The sequence below is a fragment of the Pseudoxanthomonas sp. PXM01 genome (assembly GCF_014851815.1).
Taxonomy (GTDB): Bacteria; Pseudomonadota; Gammaproteobacteria; order Xanthomonadales; family Xanthomonadaceae; genus Pseudoxanthomonas_A.
The window spans coordinates 1,249,386-1,273,836 of record NZ_JACVAJ010000002.1; the positions used below are offsets into that span (position 1 = coordinate 1,249,386).

At 68.7% G+C, this 24,451-nt stretch carries 25 protein-coding genes; 12 read left to right on the top strand and 13 right to left on the bottom strand.

What is annotated here, in order from left to right; translation table 11 throughout:
* Positions 1-30 precede the first annotated feature (30 nt).
* Positions 31-468 carry a hypothetical protein gene (locus IB230_RS15340; RefSeq protein WP_192273656.1) on the top strand — a complete coding sequence of 146 codons (438 nt, stop codon included), beginning with the start codon at positions 31-33 and terminating at the stop codon, positions 466-468.
* A gap of 37 nt (positions 469-505) precedes the next feature.
* Positions 506-943, top strand: a complete 438-nt coding sequence (locus IB230_RS15345; protein ID WP_192273657.1) for a hypothetical protein — start codon at positions 506-508, stop codon at positions 941-943.
* On the opposite strand, the gene IB230_RS15350 is transcribed toward IB230_RS15345, so the two are convergent.
* Entirely contained in the window at positions 944-1,189 is a 246-nt protein-coding gene (locus IB230_RS15350) for a hypothetical protein (RefSeq protein WP_192273658.1), read from the bottom strand.
* Positions 1,190-1,358: 169 nt separating this feature from the next.
* On the opposite strand from IB230_RS15350, the gene IB230_RS15355 reads away from it, so the two are divergent.
* Genes IB230_RS15355 through IB230_RS15375 form a run of 5 tightly spaced genes read left to right on the top strand, consistent with a single transcriptional unit; the run spans position 1,359 to position 4,663 of the window.
* Positions 1,359-2,615, top strand: coding sequence for an NnrS family protein (locus tag IB230_RS15355; RefSeq protein WP_192273659.1), 1,257 nt, complete (start codon positions 1,359-1,361; stop codon positions 2,613-2,615).
* A 5-nt stretch (positions 2,616-2,620) separates the two neighbouring features.
* Positions 2,621-3,022 carry a SirB2 family protein gene (locus IB230_RS15360; RefSeq protein WP_192273660.1) on the top strand — a complete coding sequence of 134 codons (402 nt, stop codon included), beginning with the start codon at positions 2,621-2,623 and terminating at the stop codon, positions 3,020-3,022.
* Positions 3,023-3,027: 5 nt separating this feature from the next.
* A complete protein-coding gene (locus IB230_RS15365) occupies positions 3,028-3,177 on the top strand; it encodes a hypothetical protein (RefSeq protein ID WP_192273661.1) in 150 nt (49 codons plus the stop codon).
* Positions 3,162-3,428, top strand: a complete 267-nt coding sequence (locus tag IB230_RS15370; RefSeq protein ID WP_192273662.1) for a DUF2249 domain-containing protein — start codon at positions 3,162-3,164, stop codon at positions 3,426-3,428. Before IB230_RS15365 ends, IB230_RS15370 begins: the two co-directional genes overlap by 16 nt.
* A complete protein-coding gene (locus tag IB230_RS15375; protein WP_192273663.1) occupies positions 3,425-4,663 on the top strand; it encodes a hypothetical protein in 1,239 nt (412 codons plus the stop codon). The genes IB230_RS15370 and IB230_RS15375 overlap by 4 nt, the downstream gene beginning before the upstream one ends.
* A gap of 24 nt (positions 4,664-4,687) precedes the next feature.
* Here the strand turns inward: IB230_RS15375 and IB230_RS15380 are convergent, their stop codons facing one another.
* Positions 4,688-6,652 carry a TonB-dependent copper receptor gene (locus IB230_RS15380; RefSeq protein ID WP_343227348.1) on the bottom strand — a complete coding sequence of 655 codons (1,965 nt, stop codon included), beginning with the start codon at positions 6,650-6,652 and terminating at the stop codon, positions 4,688-4,690.
* 312 nt (positions 6,653-6,964) lie between these two features.
* Between IB230_RS15380 and nirK the strand changes: the two genes are divergently transcribed.
* Genes nirK through IB230_RS15405 form a run of 5 tightly spaced genes read left to right on the top strand, consistent with a single transcriptional unit; the run spans position 6,965 to position 10,173 of the window.
* A complete protein-coding gene (nirK, locus tag IB230_RS15385) occupies positions 6,965-8,017 on the top strand; it encodes a copper-containing nitrite reductase (protein ID WP_192273665.1) in 1,053 nt (350 codons plus the stop codon).
* 7 nt (positions 8,018-8,024) lie between these two features.
* Positions 8,025-8,807, top strand: coding sequence for a formylglycine-generating enzyme family protein (locus IB230_RS15390; protein ID WP_192273666.1), 783 nt, complete (start codon positions 8,025-8,027; stop codon positions 8,805-8,807).
* A complete protein-coding gene (locus tag IB230_RS15395; RefSeq protein ID WP_192273667.1) occupies positions 8,804-9,370 on the top strand; it encodes an SCO family protein in 567 nt (188 codons plus the stop codon). The genes IB230_RS15390 and IB230_RS15395 overlap by 4 nt, the downstream gene beginning before the upstream one ends.
* A 55-nt stretch (positions 9,371-9,425) precedes the next feature.
* Positions 9,426-9,881: an azurin gene (gene azu, locus IB230_RS15400; RefSeq protein WP_192273668.1), complete on the top strand. Its 456-nt coding sequence runs from the start codon at positions 9,426-9,428 to the stop codon at positions 9,879-9,881.
* Positions 9,882-9,933: 52 nt separating this feature from the next.
* Positions 9,934-10,173: a hypothetical protein gene (locus tag IB230_RS15405; protein WP_192273669.1), complete on the top strand. Its 240-nt coding sequence runs from the start codon at positions 9,934-9,936 to the stop codon at positions 10,171-10,173.
* 28 nt (positions 10,174-10,201) lie between these two features.
* Here the strand turns inward: IB230_RS15405 and IB230_RS15410 are convergent, their stop codons facing one another.
* The 11 genes from IB230_RS15410 to IB230_RS15460 form a co-directional block, all read right to left on the bottom strand.
* Positions 10,202-11,731, bottom strand: a complete 1,530-nt coding sequence (locus IB230_RS15410) for a PepSY-associated TM helix domain-containing protein (protein WP_192273670.1) — start codon at positions 11,729-11,731, stop codon at positions 10,202-10,204.
* A complete protein-coding gene (locus tag IB230_RS15415) occupies positions 11,728-12,003 on the bottom strand; it encodes a hypothetical protein (RefSeq protein ID WP_192273671.1) in 276 nt (91 codons plus the stop codon). The genes IB230_RS15410 and IB230_RS15415 overlap by 4 nt, the downstream gene beginning before the upstream one ends.
* On the bottom strand, positions 11,993-12,274 hold the full coding sequence (locus tag IB230_RS15420; protein ID WP_192273672.1) for a hypothetical protein: 282 nt from the start codon (positions 12,272-12,274) through the stop codon (positions 11,993-11,995). Before IB230_RS15420 ends, IB230_RS15415 begins: the two co-directional genes overlap by 11 nt.
* Positions 12,275-12,301: 27 nt before the next feature.
* Positions 12,302-14,587 carry a TonB-dependent receptor gene (locus IB230_RS15425; RefSeq protein ID WP_343227330.1) on the bottom strand — a complete coding sequence of 762 codons (2,286 nt, stop codon included), beginning with the start codon at positions 14,585-14,587 and terminating at the stop codon, positions 12,302-12,304.
* A gap of 145 nt (positions 14,588-14,732) precedes the next feature.
* The gene (locus IB230_RS15430; protein WP_192273673.1) at positions 14,733-16,301 is read right to left on the bottom strand and encodes a PepSY-associated TM helix domain-containing protein; all 1,569 of its coding nucleotides are present in this window, start codon (positions 16,299-16,301) and stop codon (positions 14,733-14,735) included.
* Positions 16,302-16,304: 3 nt separating this feature from the next.
* Positions 16,305-16,607 carry a hypothetical protein gene (locus tag IB230_RS15435; protein WP_192273674.1) on the bottom strand — a complete coding sequence of 101 codons (303 nt, stop codon included), beginning with the start codon at positions 16,605-16,607 and terminating at the stop codon, positions 16,305-16,307.
* Entirely contained in the window at positions 16,604-16,888 is a 285-nt protein-coding gene (locus tag IB230_RS15440; protein ID WP_192273675.1) for a hypothetical protein, read from the bottom strand. The genes IB230_RS15435 and IB230_RS15440 overlap by 4 nt, the downstream gene beginning before the upstream one ends.
* Positions 16,889-16,898: 10 nt before the next feature.
* Positions 16,899-17,873 (bottom strand): alpha/beta hydrolase-fold protein, encoded by a 975-nt coding sequence (locus tag IB230_RS15445; protein ID WP_343227331.1) that lies wholly within the window; start codon positions 17,871-17,873, stop codon positions 16,899-16,901.
* On the bottom strand, positions 17,870-20,104 hold the full coding sequence (locus IB230_RS15450) for a TonB-dependent siderophore receptor (RefSeq protein ID WP_343227332.1): 2,235 nt from the start codon (positions 20,102-20,104) through the stop codon (positions 17,870-17,872). Before IB230_RS15450 ends, IB230_RS15445 begins: the two co-directional genes overlap by 4 nt.
* Before the next feature lie 153 nt (positions 20,105-20,257).
* On the bottom strand, positions 20,258-21,820 hold the full coding sequence (locus IB230_RS15455; RefSeq protein ID WP_192273676.1) for a sodium/sugar symporter: 1,563 nt from the start codon (positions 21,818-21,820) through the stop codon (positions 20,258-20,260).
* 74 nt (positions 21,821-21,894) lie between these two features.
* Positions 21,895-24,450 carry an exo 1,3/1,4-beta-D-glucan glucohydrolase gene (locus tag IB230_RS15460; protein ID WP_192273677.1) on the bottom strand — a complete coding sequence of 852 codons (2,556 nt, stop codon included), beginning with the start codon at positions 24,448-24,450 and terminating at the stop codon, positions 21,895-21,897.
* Between the last annotated feature and the right edge of the window lies 1 nt (position 24,451).

Below are 24,451 nucleotides of genomic sequence, written 5' to 3' on the forward strand. Positions count from 1 at the left end.
AGGCAGTCGATGCCGCAAGGGAGAGACACGATGGGCATCTTCGAAGCGCTGATCCGCTTGGCATTCCCCGACGAGACGCGTCCGCTCGTGAGCGACAACTCCGACTCGGCCATCCATCAACGAATCGGTATCCACGTCTTTCCCTATTTCGGCGAGGAGGAAACGGTATACGTTGCCGAGCTGACGGACGATGCGGTTCGGCAGGCGATCCGCGGCCTCGACTGGGAACATGGATTCCACCAGGTCATCGTGGTCCGGGAGCGCGGCGTCTCGATGGAGACCAGTGGCAGCCTGCTACCCGCGCATGGGCTCTCCGTCGTCCACGAAGACAGGACGACCGACGCCATCATGATGGCCAGGGAGGTTCCCGAGACGATCCCCGAACTGGAGGCTATCCAACTTGCCTTCATCAAGGGCGGGGATGCATGGCGTAGCGTGCGCGAGTTCTATACGCTCAAGCGACGCTGATCCCTCGGACGAATTCCCCGACACCCCAGGACGCGCCATGAAGACTGCATTGCCGAAGCTCCTGCTCGCCCTGCCGCTGGTGGCGGCCTGTGCCGCACTGGCGGCGCAGGAAACAACGACCGACGCCGGCTATGGCAAGACACGCCAGCAGGCCATCGAGGTCTGCAAGCCCGATGGGCAACGCGCGTATCTGGCGCGCCTGGTGTGCCCGGACCAGTCGCACCCGAAGTTCGAGCGACAGGGCAGCGTGGGGCCGCGCAACGACCTGCCGAAGGATCTTCCGCAGGAGCAGATGATGCAGCGGCTGCTGGGCGATCGCTTCGCGCCTCTCGCCGAGGGCGCGACCGACCATCACATGATCGACGCCTACGGCGTGCAGTGCGGAAAGACGAACCACACGCTGTACCTCGACCTGTACCACTGCCACACACCAGCACCGGATACGGCGCCGGAAGGCTTCACGATCCTGCGCTGATCAGTGCGAACATCCGCCGCAGCACTGCCCGGCCTTGTGGCCGCGCGCTTCGGCATCGCCGGCTTCGGCGTGTTCCCCCAGGTCCTTCAACAGGGCGATCACGCGCTCGGTGGGCAGCGTGGTCATCACCATCAGGCGGCCGGTGCCGGCTTCGAGGGTGACTTCGGCTTCCGGATCCCAGGCGCGCAGCGCCTCGGTCATGGCCTGTTGGCGTTGCTCGGGCGAGGCGCGGGCGTGATCGGTCATGGGTGTTCCGGGCTCTTCATGAAGTGGGCGCAGTCGCGCGGGTGACGGGACTGTAGGCGCTCCCTGCCGGGCCAGCCTTGACCCGGATCAAGGCCACCGCAGGCAACGAATCGCCGCCCGCCTGATCCACGTCAAGGCGACGACGCGCGCCCGCGCGCAAGCTGGCCGCATGAAGATCGACATCGTCGCCCCACCCCGCTCACGCGCCGCGCCACCGCTGCCCGGCCCCTCGCCCGCGTGGCTGGCGCACGCGCCGCACCGGCTGATGTTCTTCATCGGTGCCGGCAACGTGCTGCTGGCGATGCTGTGGTGGACCCTGTGGCTGGCCGCCACGCGCTGGGGCCTGTGGACGATGCCGGAAACGCCCATCTACGCCGGCTGGCTGCATGCGTTCCTGATGCAGTACCTGGTGCTGCCGAGCTTCTTCTTCGGCTTCCTGCTGACGGTGTTCCCGCGCTGGATGGGCATGGCCGACCTGAAACGCTGGCACTACGTGCCGGTGGGGCTCGGCCTGATGGGCGGGCAGCTGGCGATCCTGCTGGGCGTCGCCGGCTGGCAGGCAGGGCTCACCGTCGGCCTGTGGATGGCGCTGGCCGGCTGGACCGCCGCGCTGTTCACGCTGGGCCGCCTGCTGGCCGACGACACCGCGAAGACCTGGCATGCGCGCTCGTGCTTCACCGGTCTGCTGCTGGGTTGGCTGGGACTGGCGATGTTCATCGCCTTCGCACTGGGCGCATCGCCGACGTGGGCGTTCGCCAGCATCAAGCTGGGCGGCTTCGGCCTGCTGCTGCCGGTGTACGTGACGGTGGCGCACCGCATGTTCCCGTTCTTCGCCGGCAATGTGGTGCCGGGCTACGTGCCGTGGCGCTCGCTGTCGTGGCTGGGCGCGGTGTGGGCGCTACTCATGGTGCACCTGGGCCTGGAACTGGTTCATGCCTACGCGTGGCTGTGGCTGGCCGACGTGCCGCTGCTGGTGCTGACCGCGTGGGCGGTGCATCGCTGGTGGCCGCGCGGGCGCATGCCGGGCCTGCTGGCGGTGCTGTTCATCGGCACGGCCTGGCTGCCGATCACCTTCCTGCTGTACGTCGTGCAGAGCGTGACGTTCCTGGCGACGGACGACTTCATCCTCGGACGTGCGCCGATGCATGCGATGTTCATCGGCTTCTTCGGCAGCCTGCTGGTGGCGATGGTCACGCGGGTGACGCAGGGGCACTCGGGGCGACCGCTGGTGATGACGAAGGTGGCGTGGTTTGCGTTCGTCGCGATCCAGGTAGTCGCGGTGATGCGCATCGTGGCCGACCTCGCACCGGATGCGATGGCCTGGCAGGCCGCCGCCGCGATCGGCTGGCTGCTGGCGCTGGCGCCATGGGTGGGCCGTATCGGCGGCATCTACCTGAGTCCGCGTGCGGACGGGCGGCCGGGATGAGCGCCATGATGACCTTCTATCCCGACATCAAGCTGGTGCATGTGGCGGCGGCGATGACCAGCGGCACGCTGTTCGCGCTGCGCGCGCTCGGCCTGCTCGCCGGCATGCGCTGGCCACGCGCGGCGCTGGTGCGCTACACCAGCTACGCCATCGACACCGTGCTGCTGACCGGCGCGATGATGCTGCTGACGATCCTGCCGGCAGGGCTGTTCGCCAACGGCTGGCTGGTGGCGAAGATCGTGTTCGTGGTCGCCTACGTCGGCCTCGGTATCGCAGCGTTCCGTCCCTCGTGGAGCGTCGGTGCACGCGCGGGCCTGGTGGCTGCCGCCCTGCTGTGTTTCCTGCAGGTGTACGGCATCGCGCGGGCGCACGATCCCTGGGGCTGGTTGCTGTGGCTGGTCGGCTGACGGACATGGACAACGCATTCGATACCGCGATGCTGCCCGAGGCGTTCGGCGCGTGTGCGTGCTGCGTGCGCGAGTCGCTGGATGCGGCCGGAGTGTCGCTCGACTGCAGACCGGTGGCGGATGAGATGGAGATGGACGCATGGCACACGCGCTGACCCTGCTGCGCCTCGATCTGCGCGACCTGCCTGCACCGGAACCGATGGAGCGCATCCTCGACAGCCTCTGTACCCTGCGGCGCGGCGAACGGCTGGTGGCGCTGACACCCCGTCCGCCGGTGCCGTTGCTGCCCATCCTCGATGAGGGCGGCTTCGCCTACCACGTGTATGCCGCGGCCACCGGGACCGCCTGTATCGCGATCTGCCACGCCGAGGACCGGGACGCCCTGCATCCGCCGCGCGCGGCATGAGCGGCCTCGCCTTCGCGCAGGCGCCGTCGCCGGCGCTGCCGATACGCTTCCTGTGCACGGCATTGGCCTGGGGCATCGTGGCGGGCCTGTGGCTGGCGTGGCATGGCGACGCCGTCGTGCTGTCGCGCTGGACCCCGGCCACGCTGGTGCTGGTGCACATGCTCGCGTTGGGCCTGCTCGGCAACGCGATGCTGGGCAGCCTGGTGCAGTTCCTGCCGGTCGCCGCGGGAAGTCCATGGCCGTGCGCGCGATGCGTACCGTGGCTGCATGGTGCGTTCAACAGCGGGCTGGCGGCATTGCTGGCCACGCTGGCGTGGCAGGTGCGCTCGCTGGCATGGCCTGCGGGCGGACTGCTCGGCGGGTCGCTGGCGGTGTTCGCCGTGCTCGCGCTGATCGCCGTGGCGCGCGGCAACGGCGAGCGCGTCGCCCGCGACGGCATTGGCCTGGCGCTGACCGCGCTGGCGGCCACGACGATCCTGGGTCTGGTGCTGCTCGCCGCGCGCACCGGATGGCGTACGCCCGCGCCACCCGGCCTGGTCGACCTGCATGCCGTGATCGGTGGCATCGGTTGGATGCTCGGACTGCTCGCCGCCGTCGGCAGCGTGACCTTGCCGATGCTGCACGGGACACGCGCGCCATCACCCGCCGGCGTGCGTACATGGCAAGTGGCGTTGCTGGCGACGCTGGGGCTGATGGTCGCGTGGCAGGCGGGCGCGGTGCCGTATGCCGTCGTGCGCGTGAGCGCGTGGCCGCTGGCGATGTTCGCCCTGGCCGTGTTCCTGCTGCAGGCGCGTGCCCCGCATCGCCGCAATCCTGTGCTGCGCCGCTTCTGGCAGGCGGGCTGCACCTGCCTGCTCGCGGCGAGCGTGGTCATCGCATGGCCCGATCCAGCGCCGATGCGGGTCGGCGCCCTGGTCCTCGGTGCCGGCGTGCCGCTGCTGGTGGTCGGCATGGCGCTGGAAATCACCGCCTTCCTCACCTGGATCGCGTTGCGCCAGCGTGTGCCGCGCGGCATCCGCGTGCCGGGGGTGGGCAGCCTGTTCGACGACGCGGACAAGCGGCGTGCTTTCCTCCTGCATGCGATCGCCAGCGCACTCGTGGTGGTCGCGACGCTCGCGCCCGCGTTCTCGCGGCTCGCAGGCGTTGCCCTGGCCCTGGCGTACGCGATGAGCTTGCACGCGCAATGGCGGTGCTGGCGGCAGGCGTGGACATGGCAGGCCGACGGTCCCGGCTGATGGCCGGAACCGCAGACCGGCGCGTCAGTAGCGCAGGTTGAGCTTCACCCACGCGGTGCGGCCGGGCTCGCCGATGCGCACCGGATCGGCCGGATAGCCGAAGGCGCTGTTGCCGCCCAGGTTGAGATGCTCGCTGTAGGCGCGGTCGAACAGGTTGTCGATGCCGGCCGTGAGCTGCACCGCATCGCTGAACCGGTAGCCGCCATTGAGCGAGAACACCGCGAAGCCGGCGCTCGGCCCGAGGTCGCGTCCGACGATGTTGCCCTGGCTCGTGCTGACGCGATCCTGCGCCGCGACCACGCGCCACAACGCACCCCACGTCCACGCGCCCTGCTCGCGGCTCGCGGACAGGCGCGCCTCCAGCGGCGGCATCTGCGGCAGCGCGGTGCCCGTGTCGCGCACCTCGCCCCAGGCGTAGGACAGCGCGCCGGACAGCTTCCAGCCGTCGGCGGGCCGCCAGTCGATGCCGGCTTCGCCGCCACGGATGTTGGCATCCACGTTGTGCGCGCGCGTCGTGCTGCCCATCATGCCGGCGGCGTAGTCGAACAGGATGAAGTCCTGCACGCGTCCCGCGTACAGCGACGCCCAGGCATCGACTTTCGCGCCCTTGTACTGCACGCCGACATCGAGCTGCGTGGTGCGCTCGGGCTGCACGCCGGCGAAGGCATTCGGCGCGCCGGCCGGGCCACGCGTCGGCGAGAACAGCTCCCAGTAGTCCGGCATCCGCTGCGTGTGGCCGAGGCCGGTATACGCGCCCCAGCGGCCGCCCATGTCGTACTCGTAGCGCACGAACGCGCTGGGCAGCGTTTCCTCGTGCGTCATGCCGGCGGTGGGATTGGGCATCGGCATCATCCCGCCGGTGCGGACACGCAGGTCCTCCACTTCTGCACGATCGAAGCGCAGACCGCTCATCAGGTGATGCGTGTCGGTGATGTGCCAGTGCGACTCGGCGAACACGCCCCAGGTCTGGAACTTCGCATCGACCGTCCACGGCACCGCGCGGTAGGCGCCGCGTCCGGATGCGCTGCGCTGGCTGTGCCGGCTCGCACGCAGGTCCGCGCCGGCCGTCAATTCCCAGCGATCCACCTGCCACGTGGCCGCCACCCGGCCTCCGCGCGTGCGGTGCGCCACGTTGCTGGCCATCGGCATGGGCATGCTGCCGGTCGAATCCGGATCGCGCAGCGTGTAGTTGTCCATCACGTGGTCCACGTCATTCTGGTAGACGTTGGCGACCACGGCATCGAGCACGCCGCCGATGTGCTTCTTCTCGAAGCGCAGGCCCAGGCTGTCGCGCCTGAACTGCGCGCCGTCCATGCCGCGGCCGGCATAGCGCGCCTGCGCGTCGCCGATGCCGGCGCTGAGTTCCAGCACCGTGTCCTCGTCCGGCGTCCAGCCGAGTGCGGCGTCGGCGTTCCACTTCTTCCACGCCGACGGCACCACGTCGCCGTTGCCGTCCTCGTAGTCGTCGGCCTCGGAACGATTGGCCGACACGCGCGCATACCCGCGCGGGGTACCGGCGCTGATGTCGAGCACCTGGTCGTTGCGGTTGCCGCTGCCCACCAGCGCACTGCCGGAGGCCTGTACGCCGGGCTCGGCGAAGTACGGGATCTCGCGCTCGAAACGCACGGTACCGGCGGACGCACCGCCGCCCCACAGCACCGTCTGCGGCCCCTTGATGACGACCAGCCGGTCGTAGGTTTCCGGCGCGATGTAGGACAGCGCATTGTCCATCCGCGACGGGCAGGCACCGCTCATCGCACCGTCGTTGGTCATCAGGTTGATGCGCGAGCCGAACATGCCGCGCAGCACCGGATCACCGTTGGTGCCTCCGCTACGCAGCGTGGCGAAACCGGGGATGGTCTTCAGGTAGTCCGCGCCGTCGCTGGCCGGCACCGGCTGGCGCGGCAGCTTGGGGTCGGTGATGAAGGTGGTGGCCATCGCGGGCGCAACGCCGACCACGACGATGCCGTCCAGCGTGGTCGTCGTCATCGCTTCTGCATGCATGGCGGCGTGCGCGTCCTCCGCGTGCGCCAGCGGCATGTTCGCGAGTGCGCCCAGCAGGGCGACGGTCAACAGATGACGGTTCATGACGCCTCTCCTCGTGTGATGCGGCCATTCTCGCGACGCACCCTGGAGTGCAGATGCGACGTGTTGTCGCAGGCAGGGCGGCGCTTGACTTTGGTCAAGCCCGCGCGCGAATCCCGGCGTATGACCCCATCAGATTGATCGAGATCAACGTCGTGCTTCCGTCGCGTTTCCACCATGGCTACACACCCACCGAGAGCCATCGAAGGAAACGCCATGAAACGCCTCTACCCGTCCCTGCTCGCCTGCGCCCTCGCCGCGCTGTTCGCCGGCCCCGCCTTCGCCGAGGGCGGCAAGATCACGCCTGCCGGCGAGACGATCCACGCCGTGCTGACGGCGCCGCCGATGGTGCCGCCGCCGATCACGCGCAAGACGCCCGCCCACGTCGTCGTCGACCTGGAGATGATCGAGAAGGACATGCGCATGGCAGATGGCGTGACCTACAACTTCTGGACGTTCGGCGGCACCGTGCCGGGCAGCTTCATCCGCGTGCGCAAGGGCGACACGGTGGAGTTCAAATTGAAGAATCGCCACGACTCGCACATGTCGCACAACATCGACCTGCATGCCGTCACCGGCCAGGGCGGCGGCGCGGAAGCCACGTTCACCCTGCCGGGCAAGGAAACGCAGTTCTCGTTCAAGGCGCTGAATCCCGGCCTGTACATCTACCACTGCGCGATGGCGCCGGTCGGCATGCATATCGCCAACGGCATGTACGGCCTGATCCTGGTGGAACCGGAAGAAGGCCTGCCGCCGGTCGACAAGGAGTTCTACGTGGTACAGGGCGACTTCTACACCGAAGGCGCGTACGGCGAGCCGGGCCTGCAGCCCTTCAGCCTGGAAAAGGCCATCGATGAGCATCCGACCTACGTGGTGTTCAACGGCTCGGTCGATGCGCTGCAGGGCGACAAGGCGCTGACCGCCAAGGCGGGCGAGACGATCCGCATGTTCGTTGGCAATGGCGGCCCGAACCTGGTCTCCAGCTTCCACGTGATCGGCGAGATCTTCGACAAGGTCTATACCGAGGGCGGCAGCAAGTACCAGGAGAACGTGCAGACCACGCTGATCCCGGCCGGCGGTTCGGCCATGGTCGAGTTCAAGGCGGACGTGCCCGGCAATTTCGTGCTGGTCGACCACAGCATCTTCCGCACGTTCCACAAGGGCTCGCTGGGCATCCTCAAGGTCGAGGGCGCGAAGAACCCGGACATCTACACGGGCCAGCAGCACGACATCGAGTATCCGGAAGCCAAGCCGGCCGCCGGGAAGTGAGGAACGGATGAAACGGACGCTGCCCCCGACCGCCCTGCTCCTTCCGCTCGCACTGGCATCCGCCTTCGCGGCCGCCGGCGATGCCGGCAGCGGGTATCGGCCGGTCGAGGGCGGCGACTTCCGTTCTTCCGTGCGTTTCGAAGAGACCACCCGCGTGGTGCGGGTGGCCCCGTTCTGGCTGATGGAGAAACCCGTCAGCAACCGCGATTTTTCCGCTTTCCTCGCCCGCCAGCCGCAATGGCGCCGCGACCGCATTCCCACGGTGTTCGCCAGCCCGGGCTATCTGGGCCATTGGGCCAGCGCCGACACGCCCGGCGACACCGTCGATCCCGACGCCCCGGTCGTACACGTGAACTGGTACGCCGCCGACGCCTATTGCCGGGCCCAACAGGCACGCCTGCCGCGCTTCGTCGAATGGGAGTACGCCGCCGCGGCGGACGCGACGCGACGCGATGCGCGCAGCGATACGGCGTGGCGGATGCGCCAGGTCAACGACGGCACGCCGCATGCGCTCGATGCCGCACCTGGCGCACCGGCGAACGCCTACGGCATCCGCGGCCTGCATGGCGCGCACTGGGAATGGAGCGAGGACGTGGCCTCGCTGCTCGGCGACGGCGATCGCCGTGGCCAGCAGGACGGCGAGGCGTTGCGCTACTGCGGCGCCACCGCCATGAGCTTCAACGATCCCGGCGACTACGGCGTGGTCAAACGCTTTGTTTTGCTGTCGGCGCTCCAGCCGGCGGCCACGCTGGGCAACCTCGGTTTCCGCTGTGCCAGGAGCACACCATGAAGATGCCTTCCCTGTTCCTCTCCGCCCTGCTCGCCGTGGCGGCGCCGCTGCACGCGCAATCGCTGCCGGGCGATTCGGTCTACCACCTGCCGGCGGCGACGCAGGATGCCGACGGCCACCCCGTCGCCTGGTCGGCGCTGCGCGGCCAGGCACGCGTGGTGTCGATGTTCTACACGCACTGCCACCTGATGTGCCCGCTGATCCTGGAGAACGCCAAGAGCGTGCAGAAGCAGCTGACGCCGGACGAACGCCGGCGCCTGGGCGTGGTCATGGTCAGCCTGGACCCGGCCCGCGACACCCCCGCCGCGATGCGCGAGGTCGCGCAGCGCCACCGCGTGCCGGACGGCTGGCGGTTCCTGACCCCCGCCGACAACGACGTGCGCGCCATCGCCAGCGTGCTGGACGTGCGCTACCGCTTCCGCGACGACGGCAGCATCAACCACACCAGCGTGCTGGTGCTGCTGGACGCCGAGGGCCGCATCCGTGCCCGCAGCGAAGTGAACGGCGCGGCCGCCGATCCGGCCTTCCTGATCCAGATCAAGGCGCTGCTCGCCGGGCCGTGATGACATGGCACCCACACCCCTCCCTCATCCGACGATTTCCCCAAGGAGTTCCACCATGAAGCTCTCCCGCACCTTCGCCACCATCGCCCTGCTCAGCGCCGCCGGCATGGCGCAGGCGGCCGGCAACTGCACCGTCAGCCTCAAGGGCGACGACGCCATGAAGTTCGACCTGAAGGAGGCCACCGTCTCCGCCAGCTGCCCGACCATCACCATCGAACTGACCCACAGCGGCAAGCTGCCGGTCACCGCGATGGGCCACAACGTCGTCGTCTCCAAGACCGCCGACCTGGCCGGCGTCGCCCGCGACGGCATGAAGGCCGGTGCGGCCGGTGCCTACGTGCAGGCCGGCGACGCGCGCGTGGTCGCGCACACCTCGCTGGTCGGCGGCGGCCAGAAGACCAAGATCACCTTCCCCGGCAAGAAGCTCACCGCCGGCGGCGACTACAGCTTCTTCTGCAGCTTCCCCGGCCACTCCACCCTGATGAAGGGCAAGCTGGTCGTCACCAAGTAAGCACCCACGCAGCGCCGCCTCCGGGCGGCGCTGCGCTTTCCGGAGCCCGGTCATGGAATACGTCATCCGCCTGGACGATGTGACGGCCGACCTGGCCGACATCGAGCAGCACCTGCTCGACCTCGATCCGGCCGTCATCCTCGACCGCGACGCCGCGACAGGCGTCCTGCGCTGTTCGACCAGCGCGCTGGCGGTGGAACTGCTGCACGCCTTCGCCGACGCCGGCTACCGCGTGGCGCCCGACGCGATCGAACGCCTGCCGTCGGTCTGCTGCGGCGGTTGCAGCGGCTGACGCACGTCCGCGTCGCGGCTGCGGGATCTCAGATCGCCCACACGCTGTGCGGATCGCCACTATGGGCGCGCCGACGCACCGCGGCCGCCATGCGCCAGAACGCCACCGCCATCAGCAGCGCGGTCGCATCGATGAAGAAGCGGTGCCATTGGCCGTGCGCGAACGCGGCGAACAGGTGCTCGCCCGAGGCCACCGCGCCGGCTACCGGAATGGCGGCGGTGAGCGCGACGCAGGCCCACAGCAGCTCGTTGGCCGCATGCGCGGGACGCCGCAGCAGCGCCCACGCCAGGCTGGCGAAGAACACCGCGTAGTACACCGACGAGGCCGCCCACGAGGGCTGCAGCGCCGCCGCCACGAACACCGCCGACACGCCGGCCACGCAGCCCAGGCAGACGCCGAGCGTCAGCCCCGCCATCACCCGCGTGCGGCGCGGCTGCGCCACTTCGCGGCGCTTGCGGCGCGCTTCGATCCACAGCAGGTTGCCGCTGTAGAACAGGAAGGCGCCCGCCATGCCCAACACGAAGTACAGCCACTTCACCGCCATGTCGCCGAAGTTGCCGTAATGCAGGTGCTGCAGGCCGCGCAGGAAGGCCATGCCGGGCGGATAGTCCTTCGGCGGCAACGCCTTGATCAGCTCGCCACTGGCGGCGTTCAGCGCGACGCCGCCCATCGAGTTCAACTGGCGCTGCGGGAGTTCGCCGTAAAGCGTGACCTGCGCATTGGCATCGCCGGCCTCGTGGTAGTTGAGGCTTTCCACGGCGAGTCCCGGCAAGGCCAGCTCCGCGCGGCGCACCAGCTCGGCGACCGGCAGCATCGGTTTCACGACACCGGCAGGCTCCACATGCGGCGCCACGTCGAAATCGCTCTCCAGGATGCCGAGCAGCTTGTTTTCGTAGACCAGGAACTGGAACGGCGCCAGCATGATGAAGCCGATCGTCAGCACCGCACCACTCCACGCGAAGATCACGTGGAACGGCAACGACAGCATGCCGATGACGTTGTGCGCGTCCTGCCACATGCGCTTGATATTGCGGCCCAACCGCAGCGCGAACAGGTCCTTCAGGAAGCCGGGGGCGTAGATCACCACGCCACTGACCAGCGCCAGGCCGTAGAGGATGCAGAACACGCCGAACAGGTACATGCCAGCCGTGCGCGGCAGCCCGGCGGTGAAGTGCAGGTCGTAGATGAACTCGACGAAGCCGGCGCGCGCCGGCGCCTGCTGCAGGCCCTCGCCCTCCAGGGTGAACTTGTGCTGCTCGGCGGTCTTCTCGTCGTACCAGTACAGCTGCGGCCGCGGACCGTGTTCGCCAGGCAGCGTGAGGAAGAAGGCGTGATCGGCTTCCGGATGCTTCGCCAGCACCCGCTCCACCAGTGCCTGCGCCTGCGCGAAGCCGACGTCCCGTGCGGGCGCCGTTTCGGCAGGACGTTCCCAGCCCTGCAACTCGTGCACGAACACGATGATGGAGCCGGCATAGAACGCGATGAACAGGCCCATGCCCGCCACCAGCCCGACCCAGGTGTGCACCGACAGATAGGTACGCAGCGTGGCGGCCTTCATGCCGGCAACTCCGTGGCCCAGCCCAGGATCTTCGACAGGTGGATCAGGCCGAAGCACAGCAGCGTGGCGCCGCCCATCCACAGCCAGGCGCGCAGGCCGGACTTGAACAGGAACGCGCCCGACATCACCGCCACCCAGATCGGGAACGACATCAGCAGCCAGGGCAATGTCACCCGCGTGAGCTCGCCCGGCCAGTGCAGCGCCACCAGACCGACGATGCCCACCGTCAACGGCAGGCCCAGCAGCGCCGCCGCCAGCGACTTACCCCACATGGCGTTTCTCCTGTCGCGCATGCCACCACGCATCGGCGTACGGCAGCGCCACCAGGGCGGTCATCACGGCAGTGAGCGCGGCGAACACGCCGGCCCACACGCCAAGTTGCACCACCGCCAGCACGACCGCCAGCAGCGTGCACGACCAGGCGAAGACGCGCAGCGGGCGCTTCTTCGCGATCGCCCCCGGCGCGAAGCGCTGGTGTGCGCAGGCCAGGTAGAACGCCAGCGAGGCAGCCAGTGCGGGCAGCAGGTAGAGGACGCTCTTCATGGAACTCCGTGCGGCGGATGCCGAGGCTTACCAGCGGTAGTCGAACCCGATGCCGACCACGCGGGGCGCACCGGCGATGATGTTCGGGCTGTCATCCGACCACGCGTATTGCGTATAGCCGCGGTCGAACAGGTTGCTGGCGAACACGTAGGCGCTCCAGTCCGGGTTCTCGTACCCGAAACGGCCGTTGACCAGCGTGCGCGACGACAGCCGGCGCGCATCGCTGCCGATATCCGGCGTCACGTCGCTGCGGTAGTTGGCGTTGACGTTGGCCAGCCAATGGTCGCCGAAGCGCAGGTTGGCGCCGACCGCGAACGTCCAACGCGGCGCGTAGGCGAACTCGGAGCCGGTGTAGTCGTTGATCTGCGCGTCGAGGATGGTCTTGAACTCGTCGTACCGCGTGCGCGAATAACCCAGCGACGCGTACCAGTCGAAGCCGGCGCCGACGCGGTGGCTGGCCTCGACCTCGAATCCGTACAGGTGCGCCTTGCCGGCGTTGACCGTGTGGTAGTCGTAGTCGTTGATGCCGAACAGCGCGGTGACCTGCTTGTCTTCCCAGTCGATGTAGTACAGGTTGGCGTTGAGCGTCAGCCGGTCGTCCAGCCACTGCGAGCGCAGCGACAGCTCGGCGTTCCAGGTGAACTCCGGGTCGTACGCGTAGTGCTGCCCGCGCGCGATGTTGAACGCCGAACCACCGGAGCGGTAGCCGCGCTGCACGACGAACGCGGTGGACACATCGTCCGTCCATGCGTAACGCACGCCCAGCTTGGGCAGGAAGGCGTCGAAGTCGCGGGTGGATTCGGGCGTCTGGCTGTTGGCCTGCTGCACCATGCCGAGCACGGCCTGGTTGATGCCGGCGATGGCAGGCGCCAGTTGCGGGCCGAACGCGGCGGGGTCGGGCAGCGTGCCGGCAAAGTCCGCCGTCGCGACGGCGCCGAAGCGGTATTCCTCGCGGTCGTAGCGGAAGCCGCCCAGCAGGGCGAGGCGTGCCGTCAGGTCGACTTCGAAATCCGTGAACAGCGCGACGTTGCGCGAACGCGACTGGCCATCGCTGGCGTAGTCCACCGGGATCACCGGCACCGCCTGCGCGTACAGGCCAGCCACGTAGTTCGCGGTCAACGCATCCAGCCCGGCGCCCTGCAGCACGGCGGCGATGGTGGAGACCGGCGTGTCGACGTTGGTCCGGTTGATGCTGACGTTGTCCGTCTCGCGCTGCGAAGCGTACAGACCGACCAGGCCCCGCAGGCGCTCGCCGCGGTAGTGCACGCGGAACTCCTGCGAGAACGTGCCGTACTGTTCGTCGGTATCGCCGTAGGCCTCGGCGCGTTCGGTCAGGTCCGTGTCGAACTGGCGCTGCATGTCGGTGTCCGACCAGGCCGTCACCGCCGACAGCGACCAGCGGTCGGACAGGAGGTAGTCGACTTCCAGCGTGGCGATCTGGGCCAGCGTGTCGGTGGCGCCCGGGTAGTCCGACAGGTTGATGCGGTCGTCGTAGTGGTTGGGCACGTCGTTGCGCGAGTAGGCGTACATGTACGGCCCCTGGCGATCGTCGCGCGTGTAGGTCAGGCGCGCGGTCAGCCCGTCGATGCCCTTCGGCGTCCACAGCAGCTTGGCGCGCGCCATCGTCGACTCGCGCTCGTCTTCGCCGACGCCGCGCGTCGGGTTGTAGACGAAGCCGTCGAACGAGCGGTCTTCCACCGCCACCCGGAACGCCAGCTCGTCGGCCACCAGCGGACCGCCGCCGGCGAAGCCGATGCGACGGTCGGACGGGTCGGACAGCAGCACGCGGGCGCGTCCGGACCAGTCCATCGTGGGGTCTTCGGTGCGCAGCACGATGGCGCCGGCCAGCGCGTTCTCGCCCTGGATGGTCGACTGCGGGCCGCGCAGCACTTCCACCTGCGCGATGTCCCACAGGTCGGTCGGGCCGGCATCGCTGACCTGGCTGGGCAGCGGTGCGCCGTCGACGTAGATCGTCGCCAGCGGATTGGGCGCGCCGGCCTCGTTGGCGATGCCGCGGATGGTGAAGCCGCGGTCGCCGTACATCTGCGACACGTTGGCCGTGCGGTTGAGGATGTCGAACAGGCTGAGCAGGGTTTCCTGCTCCATCCTCACCGACGTCGATACCGCGACGCTGGCGGTGGTGTCCTGCAGCGAGCGTTCGGTCTTCTCGCCGCGCACGACGATCTCGTCGAGCGTGGTGGGTTCGGGACCAGGGGAAGGCGGCGTCTGGGCGTGGGCGTGGACAGCGGCAAACAGACACGCAGCCAGCACGGACACGCGCTGACCGGCAACGTGGGACAGGGGGTGCAACACGGGAAGTTCCCCAGAACGAGACCTTGGGCAGGTCACCAGGGACGCGGCGGCAGGCTGACGTCCGACATGGAAATGATAAGTGGCCGCCGAATCGGTTGGCAATCGGGCGCATTGTCCTCGCGCGCCTGTCCCGGACTGTCCCGCGTCAGGTCGACCAGACGCTGTCCCGATGCCCTCCGAGAGCGCGCCTGCGCGTGCGCGCTGCCGCCCACAGCAGGACCGGCACGACCGCCACTGCGGTGAGATCGACGGCGATGCCGCTGCCGCCGTGGTTCCAGGTTCCCGCCACGCCCCACAGCCCGGCCAGGCTGCCCAGCGGCACCAGCGCGGTCGCAAGCGCCGCCAGCCACAGCAGTTCGTACGCGCCGCGTGCGCTCCCCCGCGCGAACGCCCAGGCCACCGCCAGCACGAAGACCGCGTAGTAGATGCCTTCATGCCAGGCCGCGACGTTGTCCACCTGCGCAGGCAGCCACTTGGTCGCCGCCAGCGTGGCGGAGATGCCCGCCACGCTGCCCAACGACACGCCCACGGTCAGTGCACCCAGGATGCGCGTCGAGCGCTTCTGCTCGGGCAGGCCGGCATCGCGTTGCTTCCTTCGCCGCGATTCGATCCACAGCAGATTGCCGGTGTAGAAGACCAGTGCACCGCCCAGTCCCAGCAGCAGGTAGAGCCAGCGCACCGGGTTTCCGCCGTAGCTGCCGAAGTGCAGCATGAAGAACGCATTGACCGCCCCATCCCAGCGCTCCATGTGCCCCGGCAGATCGTGCGGGTCCACCTCGCCGGTGTACGGATCGAGGTGCGTGCTGGCATAGGTGCGCGCACGCGTGCCGTGGCGCACGTCCAGGCCGGTTACGCGACCTTCCACGCGGTCCTCGCCCTGCTGGAAGGTGAAGCTCTGTATCTCGAAGCCGGGCAATTGCGTTTGCACGCGGCGCAGCAGTTCGTCGGCGGGCAACAGCGGCGTGCCCGGCCGCGGAGGCGGCGCGTGCTCTTCCTCGCCCCACTGGATGCCGTCCGGATACACGACCTTGCCCTGCAGATCGTAGAACGGATCGTGGAAGGCGAACACCACGCAGGTCAGCGCCATCACCAGATGGAACGGCAGGCTGACGAAACCGAGCGCATTGTGCACGTCCAGCCACAGGCGCTTGATGTTCTTTCCGATGCGCAACGCGAAGAAGTCCTTCGCCAGCGTGGGCAGCAGGATGATCACGCCGGACACCAGCGCCACGGCGTACAGCAGCGCGACGATGCCCATGATGGGTCGCGCCACCGCATCCGGGAACGGCAGGCCGACCATCTGGTGCAGCGTGTCGACCAGCTGTGCGACCGGGGCCTTGCGCAACTGCTCGACCTGCAGCGTGCCGTCCGGTGCGAAGCTCGCGCCGAATTCGGTGAACTGCCGTGGCCGTTCGCCGCGCTCGCGCCAGATCACGCGTGCGGGCGCGTCGGGCGTGGTCGCGATCACGACGGAATAGTTCTTCGCTGCGCGGGGGTGCTCCGTCAGCACCGCGCGCACCAGTTCGGGCGCGCGCGACACCGGCGGCGGCGGCGCCAGTGCGGAGGGCGGCGTGGCCCAGCGTTCGAGCGGCTTCTCGAACATGGTGATCGCGCCGGCATAGAACGCGATGAACAGCATGAGCCCCGAGACGATGCCCACCCAGATGTGCACGTCCTTGTAGACCTTGACGATGTCGCTGCGGATCTTCGGCATGCCTTACCCCATGACCTCGCGCACGATCGCCAACAGCCCGAACGCGACCGCGTTGGCCGCGCCCAGCCACAACCATGCGTGCAGGCTGTTGCGGAATAGGAAGACGAACGCCAGCACCGCGCACCAGACCGGCGCGATCCACCACATGACGAACTGGATCTTGCCGCCGCCTCCGTCGATGCCATCGGGCCCCAGCCAGGCGAACAGGCCCGACGTCGCCAACGCCAGACCGAACCCGAGCACGACGCCCGCACAGGCCTTGCCGAACCAGTGGCGGCTCTGCAGGCGAACCGGCGCATCACTCATCGCGTGTCTCCACGCCGGCGCGCACGCCACGCGCCCACGAATGGGGCCAGCGATGCGACCAGCATCACCAGCACCAGCCACGCCGACACGGCTTCGACCGGCCCCATCGTCGGCCACGCCAGCACCAGCGACAGCAGCAGGCACAGCGCGCCGGGCCAGGCACGGTGCTGTCGTGGCGATGGACCGGGCGCACGCCACTGCTGCTGCGGCGAGGCGAGATAGAGCAGCCACGTGCCGGTCACGCCGGCCAGTGCCGCCGCTACCACGAGCCAGGCATTCATCGGCGTGACCTCACGGTTCGGTGCCGGCGATGGCATCCAGGAAACGCGGCAACGAAGCCCCCAGCGTCTGGCCGTGCGACAGGCCGGGCAACGGCTCCCATGCGACGTGCAACCCGCGTGCGCGCTGTCGCTCCGCCATCTTCTCCGCCGCATCGGGCGGCACGCTCGCGCGTGCCCTGCGCATGGCATCGACGGCGGCGGGATCGCGTGGCGCGGCTGCCGCGACCGGCGCCGATGCAACGGCAGGTGCGGCGCCACGCGGACTGGCGGACTGGCCCGTCCACAGGTACAGATGCGGCGGCGCCCCTTTCCAGCGGATGGCATCCGCTTCTTCCTTCAGCATGCGGCCTTCGCCCCACCACAGCGACGGATCGGCCGCGCCATAGTGGGCGAACGCATCCGGCCGGGCGAACAGCGCGTGCAGTACGAACACGCCGCCATAGGAATGCCCCCAGAGCGCCTGCCTGGCATCGTCGAGGGGCGCGATGGCCGCGACCTGCCTGCGCGCCTCGCCGGTGAGCAGGTCGAGGAACGCATCCGCGCCTCCGTTGCGACGCGTGCCCAGGGGATCGCGCTGCGCGTCTTCGCCCCCCGGCCGGCGCGGCGTGTAGTCGTAGGCGCGGGCATCGCCGTCGATGCGCAGGTCGTTGTCGTGCGCGACGAACACGATCACCGGCGGCGACGCGGCCTGCGCCACGCGCTGCAGCGTCGCGGCGTCGATGTCCATCAGCGCGGCATGGCCGTCCAGCAACCACACCGCCGGATAGCCTGCCGCAGGCGCAGCGCGCTCGGGAACCGCCACACGCAGGCGATAGCGACGGTCGGTGTCCGGCGCCTGCACCACGAGCGCATGGAAGCGATAGCCGGGCACCTGCGTATCGGCCACCGTCGCGCCGATCCTGCGCGTGGTGTCGGGTTGCGCCATCGCAGGGACGCAGAACGTGGCCGCCGCCGCGAACAGCAGGCCGCACAGTACGCGGATCACCAGCTGAACCTCGCCGTCAGGGTGACGGTGCGGCCGGTGCCGTAGTAGCACGACGACACGCCACCGCAGGTGGACACGTACTGCTTGTCGGACAGGTTGCTGACGTTCAGTGCGAACTGCGTGCCTACCGCGCCGATGCGGCCGACGTCGTACCGGATCGCCGCATCCCACAGCGAGTAGGACGGAATCAGGTAGAGGTTCGCGCTGTCGCCATAGCTCTCGCCGTTGTAGCGCACGCCGGTGGCCAGGCTCAGGCCTTCGAGTGCACCTGTCTGGAACGTGTAGTCGGCCCACAGCGCGGCGGTCCAGTCGGGCACCATCGCCAGTTCCTTGCCCAGGTAGCCGTTGTTGCTGCGGGTGATTTCCGATTCCATCCACGCCGCCGCACCGATCACGCTGAAGCCTTCCAATGGTGTCACCCGACCTTCCAGTTCGACACCGCGCACGCGGCCTTCGCCATCCTGTACCTGGCATTGGCTGGTGCCGGTGGTACCGCAGGTCATGTGGGTGGGATCCGGATCGTTGGTCAGGATGTTCTGCTGGCGCAGGTCGTATGCGGACAATGTCAGCAGGCCGTCGAAGCTGGCCGGCTGGTACTTCACGCCGGCTTCCCACTGCTTGCCGGTGACCGGGTCGAACGGCGTGCGCGCGAAGCTGAGGTTGGTATTGCTGCCCGATGGCTGGAACGACTCCGCGTAGCTCAGGTAGGGCGTGAATCCATTGTCGGCGACGAACAGCACGCCGGCGTTGGCGGTGAACGCCTCGTTCCCGATCCGCGTCGGCACGCGCGCGCCGTAGACACCGCTGACCGCGTTGTACGACTGCGTCCAGGTGTCGTCCTTGGTCCAGTCATAGCGGCCACCCAGCGTGAAGCGCCACTTGTCCAGCGCGACCTGGTCCTGCAGGTAGAGACCGGTCTGGCGGTTGATGCCGCCGGAATAGCTGATGCTCGTGGTCACCGGCACATAGTTCGAGTAGACCGGATTGAAGATGTCGATCGGCACCGGATTCGCCATCGCACCGCGGGCGCCTTCCCAGTCGGCCTTCTGCCAGTCCACGCCGAACAGCAGCGTGTGCTGGAGCGCGCCGGTGGCGAACTTGCCGATCAGGCGGGTGTCGACGGTCTCGCCCTTGGAGTCGCCCTCGCCCCACGTGGCGCGGCGGTTCTGCGTTCGGCCATCGGCATTCAGCCCGCCATTGGTCACCACCGTACGGAACAGCGATTCCACATCGGTGCGGCGTGCGCTCTGGCTGAGCGTCCAGTGCTTGTTGAAGCCGTGCTCGAACAGATAGCCCGCCGTCCAGATGGTGCGGTCGTAGGTGTTCCAGCCCGGCTCGCCGATGAACGTGGTGTTGTCCATGCGACCGTAGGGCGTGGCCACCAGCGTGCCCGCCATCGGCAGGAACTGGTAGGTCGAGCCGCCGTCGTCGCGCTGGTACAGACCGAGCAGCGTCAGCCGCGTCCTGTCGGCGATCTGGAACGTGTAGCTGGGCGCCAGGAACCAGTGCTGTTGCTCGGTGTGGTCGATCTGGGTGTCGCCATCGCGATACAGACCGACGAGACGGAACAGGTGGCGGTTGTCCTGCGTGCCGGTTCCCGTGTCGAACGCCGTGCTGGCCTGTCCGTGTCCGTCGATGCCGACGCGCAGGATCTGCTCCTGGTCCGGCTGCGGCGTCTTGCTGACCTGGTTGACCATGCCGCCGGGAGCGACCTGGCCGTACATCACCGCGGCCGGGCCCTTCAGCACTTCGACGCGCTCCAGGTTCCAGCTGTCGACCATGGTGCGGTTCCACTGGCTGCCTTGCGGCGCGCGCATGCCATCGACGGTGACGTTGTTGCTCCAGCTGCCGGCATCGAAGCCGCGGATGCGGAAGTCGTCGACGCGGTTGTCGATGCCGCTGCTTTCCAGCGCCACGCCCGCCACGTAACGCATCGCCTCATTGAGGGTCTGCACGCCGCGCGCATCGAGCTCTTCGCGTGCGATCACCGAGATCGACTGCGCGGTCTCGGCGATGGAGGTGTCGGTCTTGGTGGCGCCGGAGGTGTGCGTCGTGGTGCGGTAGGCGTTGACCCGCACGGCGTCGAGCGTGGTGACGTCGGCGTCCTTCGCGCCGTCGGGTACGGATGTCGCGTCCTGCGCGGCGGCGGTCAGCGGCAGGGTGAGCAGCAGGGACAGGAAGAGGGACAGCGGGGTGCGCGCGAAGGCGCGCGGCATGCGGATGGGGGACACGGAGCCAACCTGTGGGGTGCGGAAGGTTGGCTGACTGCAGGCGCGCAGCGGCTATTGCGGCGTAGTTTACCAAATGCGAATAATTCGCAATTGATCCAGATCAAGGCGCGCCGGGGCGACCCGGCATGCGCCTGCAGCCGCCCCTCGCCCCGCTCACCAGAACAGCGTGTACAGCGCGGCCAGGATCGCCAGCACCGCGATGGCGCCGATGTTGAACGGGATGCCGGTGCGGTAGTCGACGTCGCGGGTCTGGATGATGTCCTTTTCCGGCGCATGCGGCGTGACCAGCGACACCACGACCGCCAGCGCCAGCGCCAGCAGGAACACCAGGCCCACCCGATCGATGAAGGGCAGCGCCGGCCAGGCTAGCTTCAGCACGATCGACAGCGCGAACGAACCGATCGCCGCCGCCAGCGCGCCGGCCTCGTTGGCGCGCTTCCAGAACAGGCCCAGCACGAAGATCACCACGATGCCCGGCGTGAAGAAGCCGGTGTACTCCTGGATGTACTGGAAGGCCTGGTCGAAGCTGCCGAGTAGCGGCTTCGCCGCCAGGATGCCAAGCACCACGGTGACCACCGCGGCGATGCGGCCCACGCGCACGAGCTGCGCCTCGCTGTGCTTGCGCTTGCCCTTCGCATAGAAATCGAGGGTGAAGATGGTCGCCACCGAATTGATCTTCGAGGCGAGCGACGCGACGATCGCCGCCACCAGCGCGGCGAACACCAGGCCGAGGATGCCGGTGGGCAGCAGCCGCATCATCGTGGGATAGGCCTGGTCGGGCTTGTCCAGGCCCGGCGCCAGCATCACCGCCGCGATGCCCGGCAGCACCACGATCACCGGCATCAGCAGCTTGAGGAAAGCGGCGAACAGCACACCCTTCTGCGCTTCGCCGATGTCCTTCGCCGCCAGTGCGCGCTGGATGATGTACTGGTTGAAGCCCCAGTAGCTGATGTTCATGATCCACATGCCGCCGATCAGCACGCTGATGCCCGGCAGGTCCTTGTAGAACGGGTTGTCCTTGTCGAGGATCATCTCGAAGTGGCCCGGCTGCGCTTCCCACAGCCGGTGGAAGCCGGCGACCACGCCCGCGCCCTCACCCAGCTGGTTGAGCGTCAACCCTGCGACCAGCAGGCCGCCCAGCACCAGCAGCGAGACCTGCACGATGTCGGTCAGCGCGACCGCCTTCAATCCGCCGTACAACTGGTACAGCAGCGCGAACACGCCGATCAGCACCACCGCCAGCATCTGCTCCATGCCGGTGACCTGCGACACCGCGATGGCGCCCAACCACAGGATGGAGGTGACGTTGACGAACACGTACAGGCCCAGCCAGAACACCGCCATCAGCGTGCGGATGCGCGTGCCGTACCGCTGCTCGAGGAACTGCGGCATCGTGTAGATGCCGTTGCGCAGGAACACCGGCAGGAACCACTTGCCGACGATCAGCAGCGTGGCCGCCGCCATCCATTCGTAGGAAGCGATCGCCAGGCCGATGGCGTATCCGGAGCCGGACATGCCGATGATCTGCTCGGCCGAGATGTTGGCCGCGATCAGCGACGCACCGATCGCCCACCACGGCAGCGACTTGCTGGCGAGAAAGTAGTCCTTCGCATCCTTGGTGTGGCCCGCCTTCTCGCGCGACACCCATTGCGCCAGCACGAAGATGGCGGCCAGGTAGGCCACCACGATGCCGATATCCAGTCCCGACAGTGTCATCCCGTTCCCCTATCCCCATGCCACCGGCGTCGTCGCCGTTCCCGGGCGCCTGCGCGCCCGGGAATCCGCCGCGCTCAGCGCGCGCAGTCGACTGCGACTTCCGCCTGGTCCAACGCGCCCAGTGCGACGCGCGACACCGACACCGTCATCGCGCCCGCCGTGCCGATCGACCACGGACGGTCGAGCTTGCCCACGTCCGCACCCGCCTTGGCCAGGCACTTCAGCGGCACGCCGACGCGTGTCCACTGGCCCACCGGCAGCTTGGCCAGTGTCGGCGACAGCGCGACGCGCGCGGTGCAGCCCGTGCCGCAACCGACCGACAGCCACGCCTCGCCGGCCGGGGCCGCATCCACGCGCAGCGTGGTCAGCAGCATCACGTCGCCGTTGCTCTCGCGCTGCAGGTCAAGCCCGGTATGCGACTGCAGTGCCACGGTCGCCTCGCCCTTGCCCGACCACGCCAGGCGACGCCCGTCTTCCTGCGCCTGGTGGTCCACACCGGTGACGCGCAGCAGATCTCCCTCCAGTGCCTCGGGCACCTTGGTGACCGTCACGCCCTGGCCGTCGGCGGTTTCAAGCCGCAGCGCAATGCCGGAACCGGCATCGCCGCGCGCGAAGAACACCCCGCTCGCGCCTTCGTCGCCGGTCACGCCGGAGTCTTCCGGCAACGCGGCCAGATCGCCCTTGTCCGCATAGGTCAGGCCGAAGCCGAACGCGAACAGCGGGTCGTAGCCTTCCTGGCCCACGTTGTTGGCGTACTGCACGGCGGTGCGCGGCCAGCTGAAACTGAGCTTGCCGGTGAAGTCGTGCTGCACGCTGCCATCGGCCTTGCGCAGCAGGACATCGGCGATGCCCGCGCCCTCCGAACCCGGCAACCACGCCGCCACGAACGCGTCGGCCGCGTTGATCTCGCGGTTCATCCACAGCGGACGACCGCTCAGGAACACCGCGACCACCGGAATGCCGTCGGCCTTCAGGCGCTTGAGCAGTTCCAGGTCGGCCTCGTCGCCCGGCTTGTACTGCAGCGTCTGCAGGTCGCCCTGGAACTCGGCATACGGGTTCTCGCCGAACACGACCACCGCGACGTCCGGCTTCTGCGTGTACTTGCCGTCGACGGACAGGACCGCTTCGCCGCCGGCCGCCTTCGCCTGCTGCGCGATGCCTTCGTAGATCGAATCGGCGTTGGGGAAGTCCTTGCGCGTGGTGCCGGTGCCCTGCCAGTTGAGCGTCCAGCCGCCGGCCTGCTTGCCGACGTCGTTGGCGCCATCGCCGGCCACCAGGATGCGCTGCTTCGGCGACAACGGCAGCACGCCGCCCTGGTTCTTCAGCAGCACCAGCGATTCGCGCACGGCCTGGCGCGCGACGGCGCGATGCTCCGGCGAACCGAGCAGGGCGAACTGCCCGCCCACCGCACGCGAGGACGGCTTGCCCGCTTCGAACAGGCCCAGGCGGATCTTCACCCGCAGGATCCGGCGCACCGCGTCGTCCAGCCGTTCCTGGCTGATCGTGCCCGCCTTCACCGCCGCCAGCGTGGTCTCGTAGAAGCCCTTCCAGCTGTCCGAGGCCATCGCCATGTCGAGGCCGGCATTGATCGTCGCCGGACAGTCGGTATTCGTGCAGCCCTTCACCTGGCCATGGCCGTTCCAGTCGCCGACGACGAAGCCGCCGAAGGCCATGCGTCCCTTCAGCGCATCGGTCAGGTACGGCTTGTGGCCGTGCATCTTTTCGCCGTTGACGCTGTTGAACGACGCCATCGCCGTCTGCGCACCGGCCGCGATCGCCGGCGGATAGCCCGCGGCGTGGATGCGCACCAGGTCGGCCTCGCTGATCTTCGTATCGCCCTGGTCCTTGCCGTTGGTGGTGCCGCCATCGCCGAGGAAATGCTTGACCGACGCGATCACGTGGCGACCATCAAGGAAGTCCGGCGACCCGACCTTGCCCTGCAGGCCTTCGACCACGGCCACCGAGTAGCTCGCCACGACCTCGGGCGATTCGGAATAGCCCTCGTAGGTGCGCCCCCAGCGGTCGTCCTGCGGCACCGCCACGGTGGGCGCGAACGTCCACTCCATGCCGGTGGCGCGCGTCTCCAGCGCGGTGATCTCGCCGATCCGGCGCACGAGCTCCGGATTGCGCGCCGCGCCCAGGCCGATGTTGTGCGGGAACAGCGTGGCGCCGACGATGTTGCTCTGCCCGTGCACGGCATCGATGCCGAAGATGATCGGGATGGCCTTGCCTCCCTGCGAGGTATCCATCGACGCCTCGTAGAACGCATCGGCCAGCGCCAGCCATTCGGCCGGCGACGCGTCGTAGCGGCCGCCGGGATCCGAATTGCCGCCGGCCAGGATCGAGCCCAGCCGGTACTTGCGCACGTCGTCCGGCGTGATGCTGGCGATGTCGCCCTGCACCAGCTGGCCGACCTTCTCCTCCACCGTCATCGTGGCCATCAGATCGGTGATGCGCTTTTCCAGCGCGGCATCCTCGGCCAGCGGCCAGGCGACCTGCGGCCACGGGTTGGCGTCGGCCGCCGCCGCGGGCGCGGCGGCCTTGTCGTCGCCCTTGCAGGCACCGAGCGCCACCACGAGTGCTGCGATCAGGACGCCGCTGCGGACGCGCATGGGGTTCCGGTTCGTCATC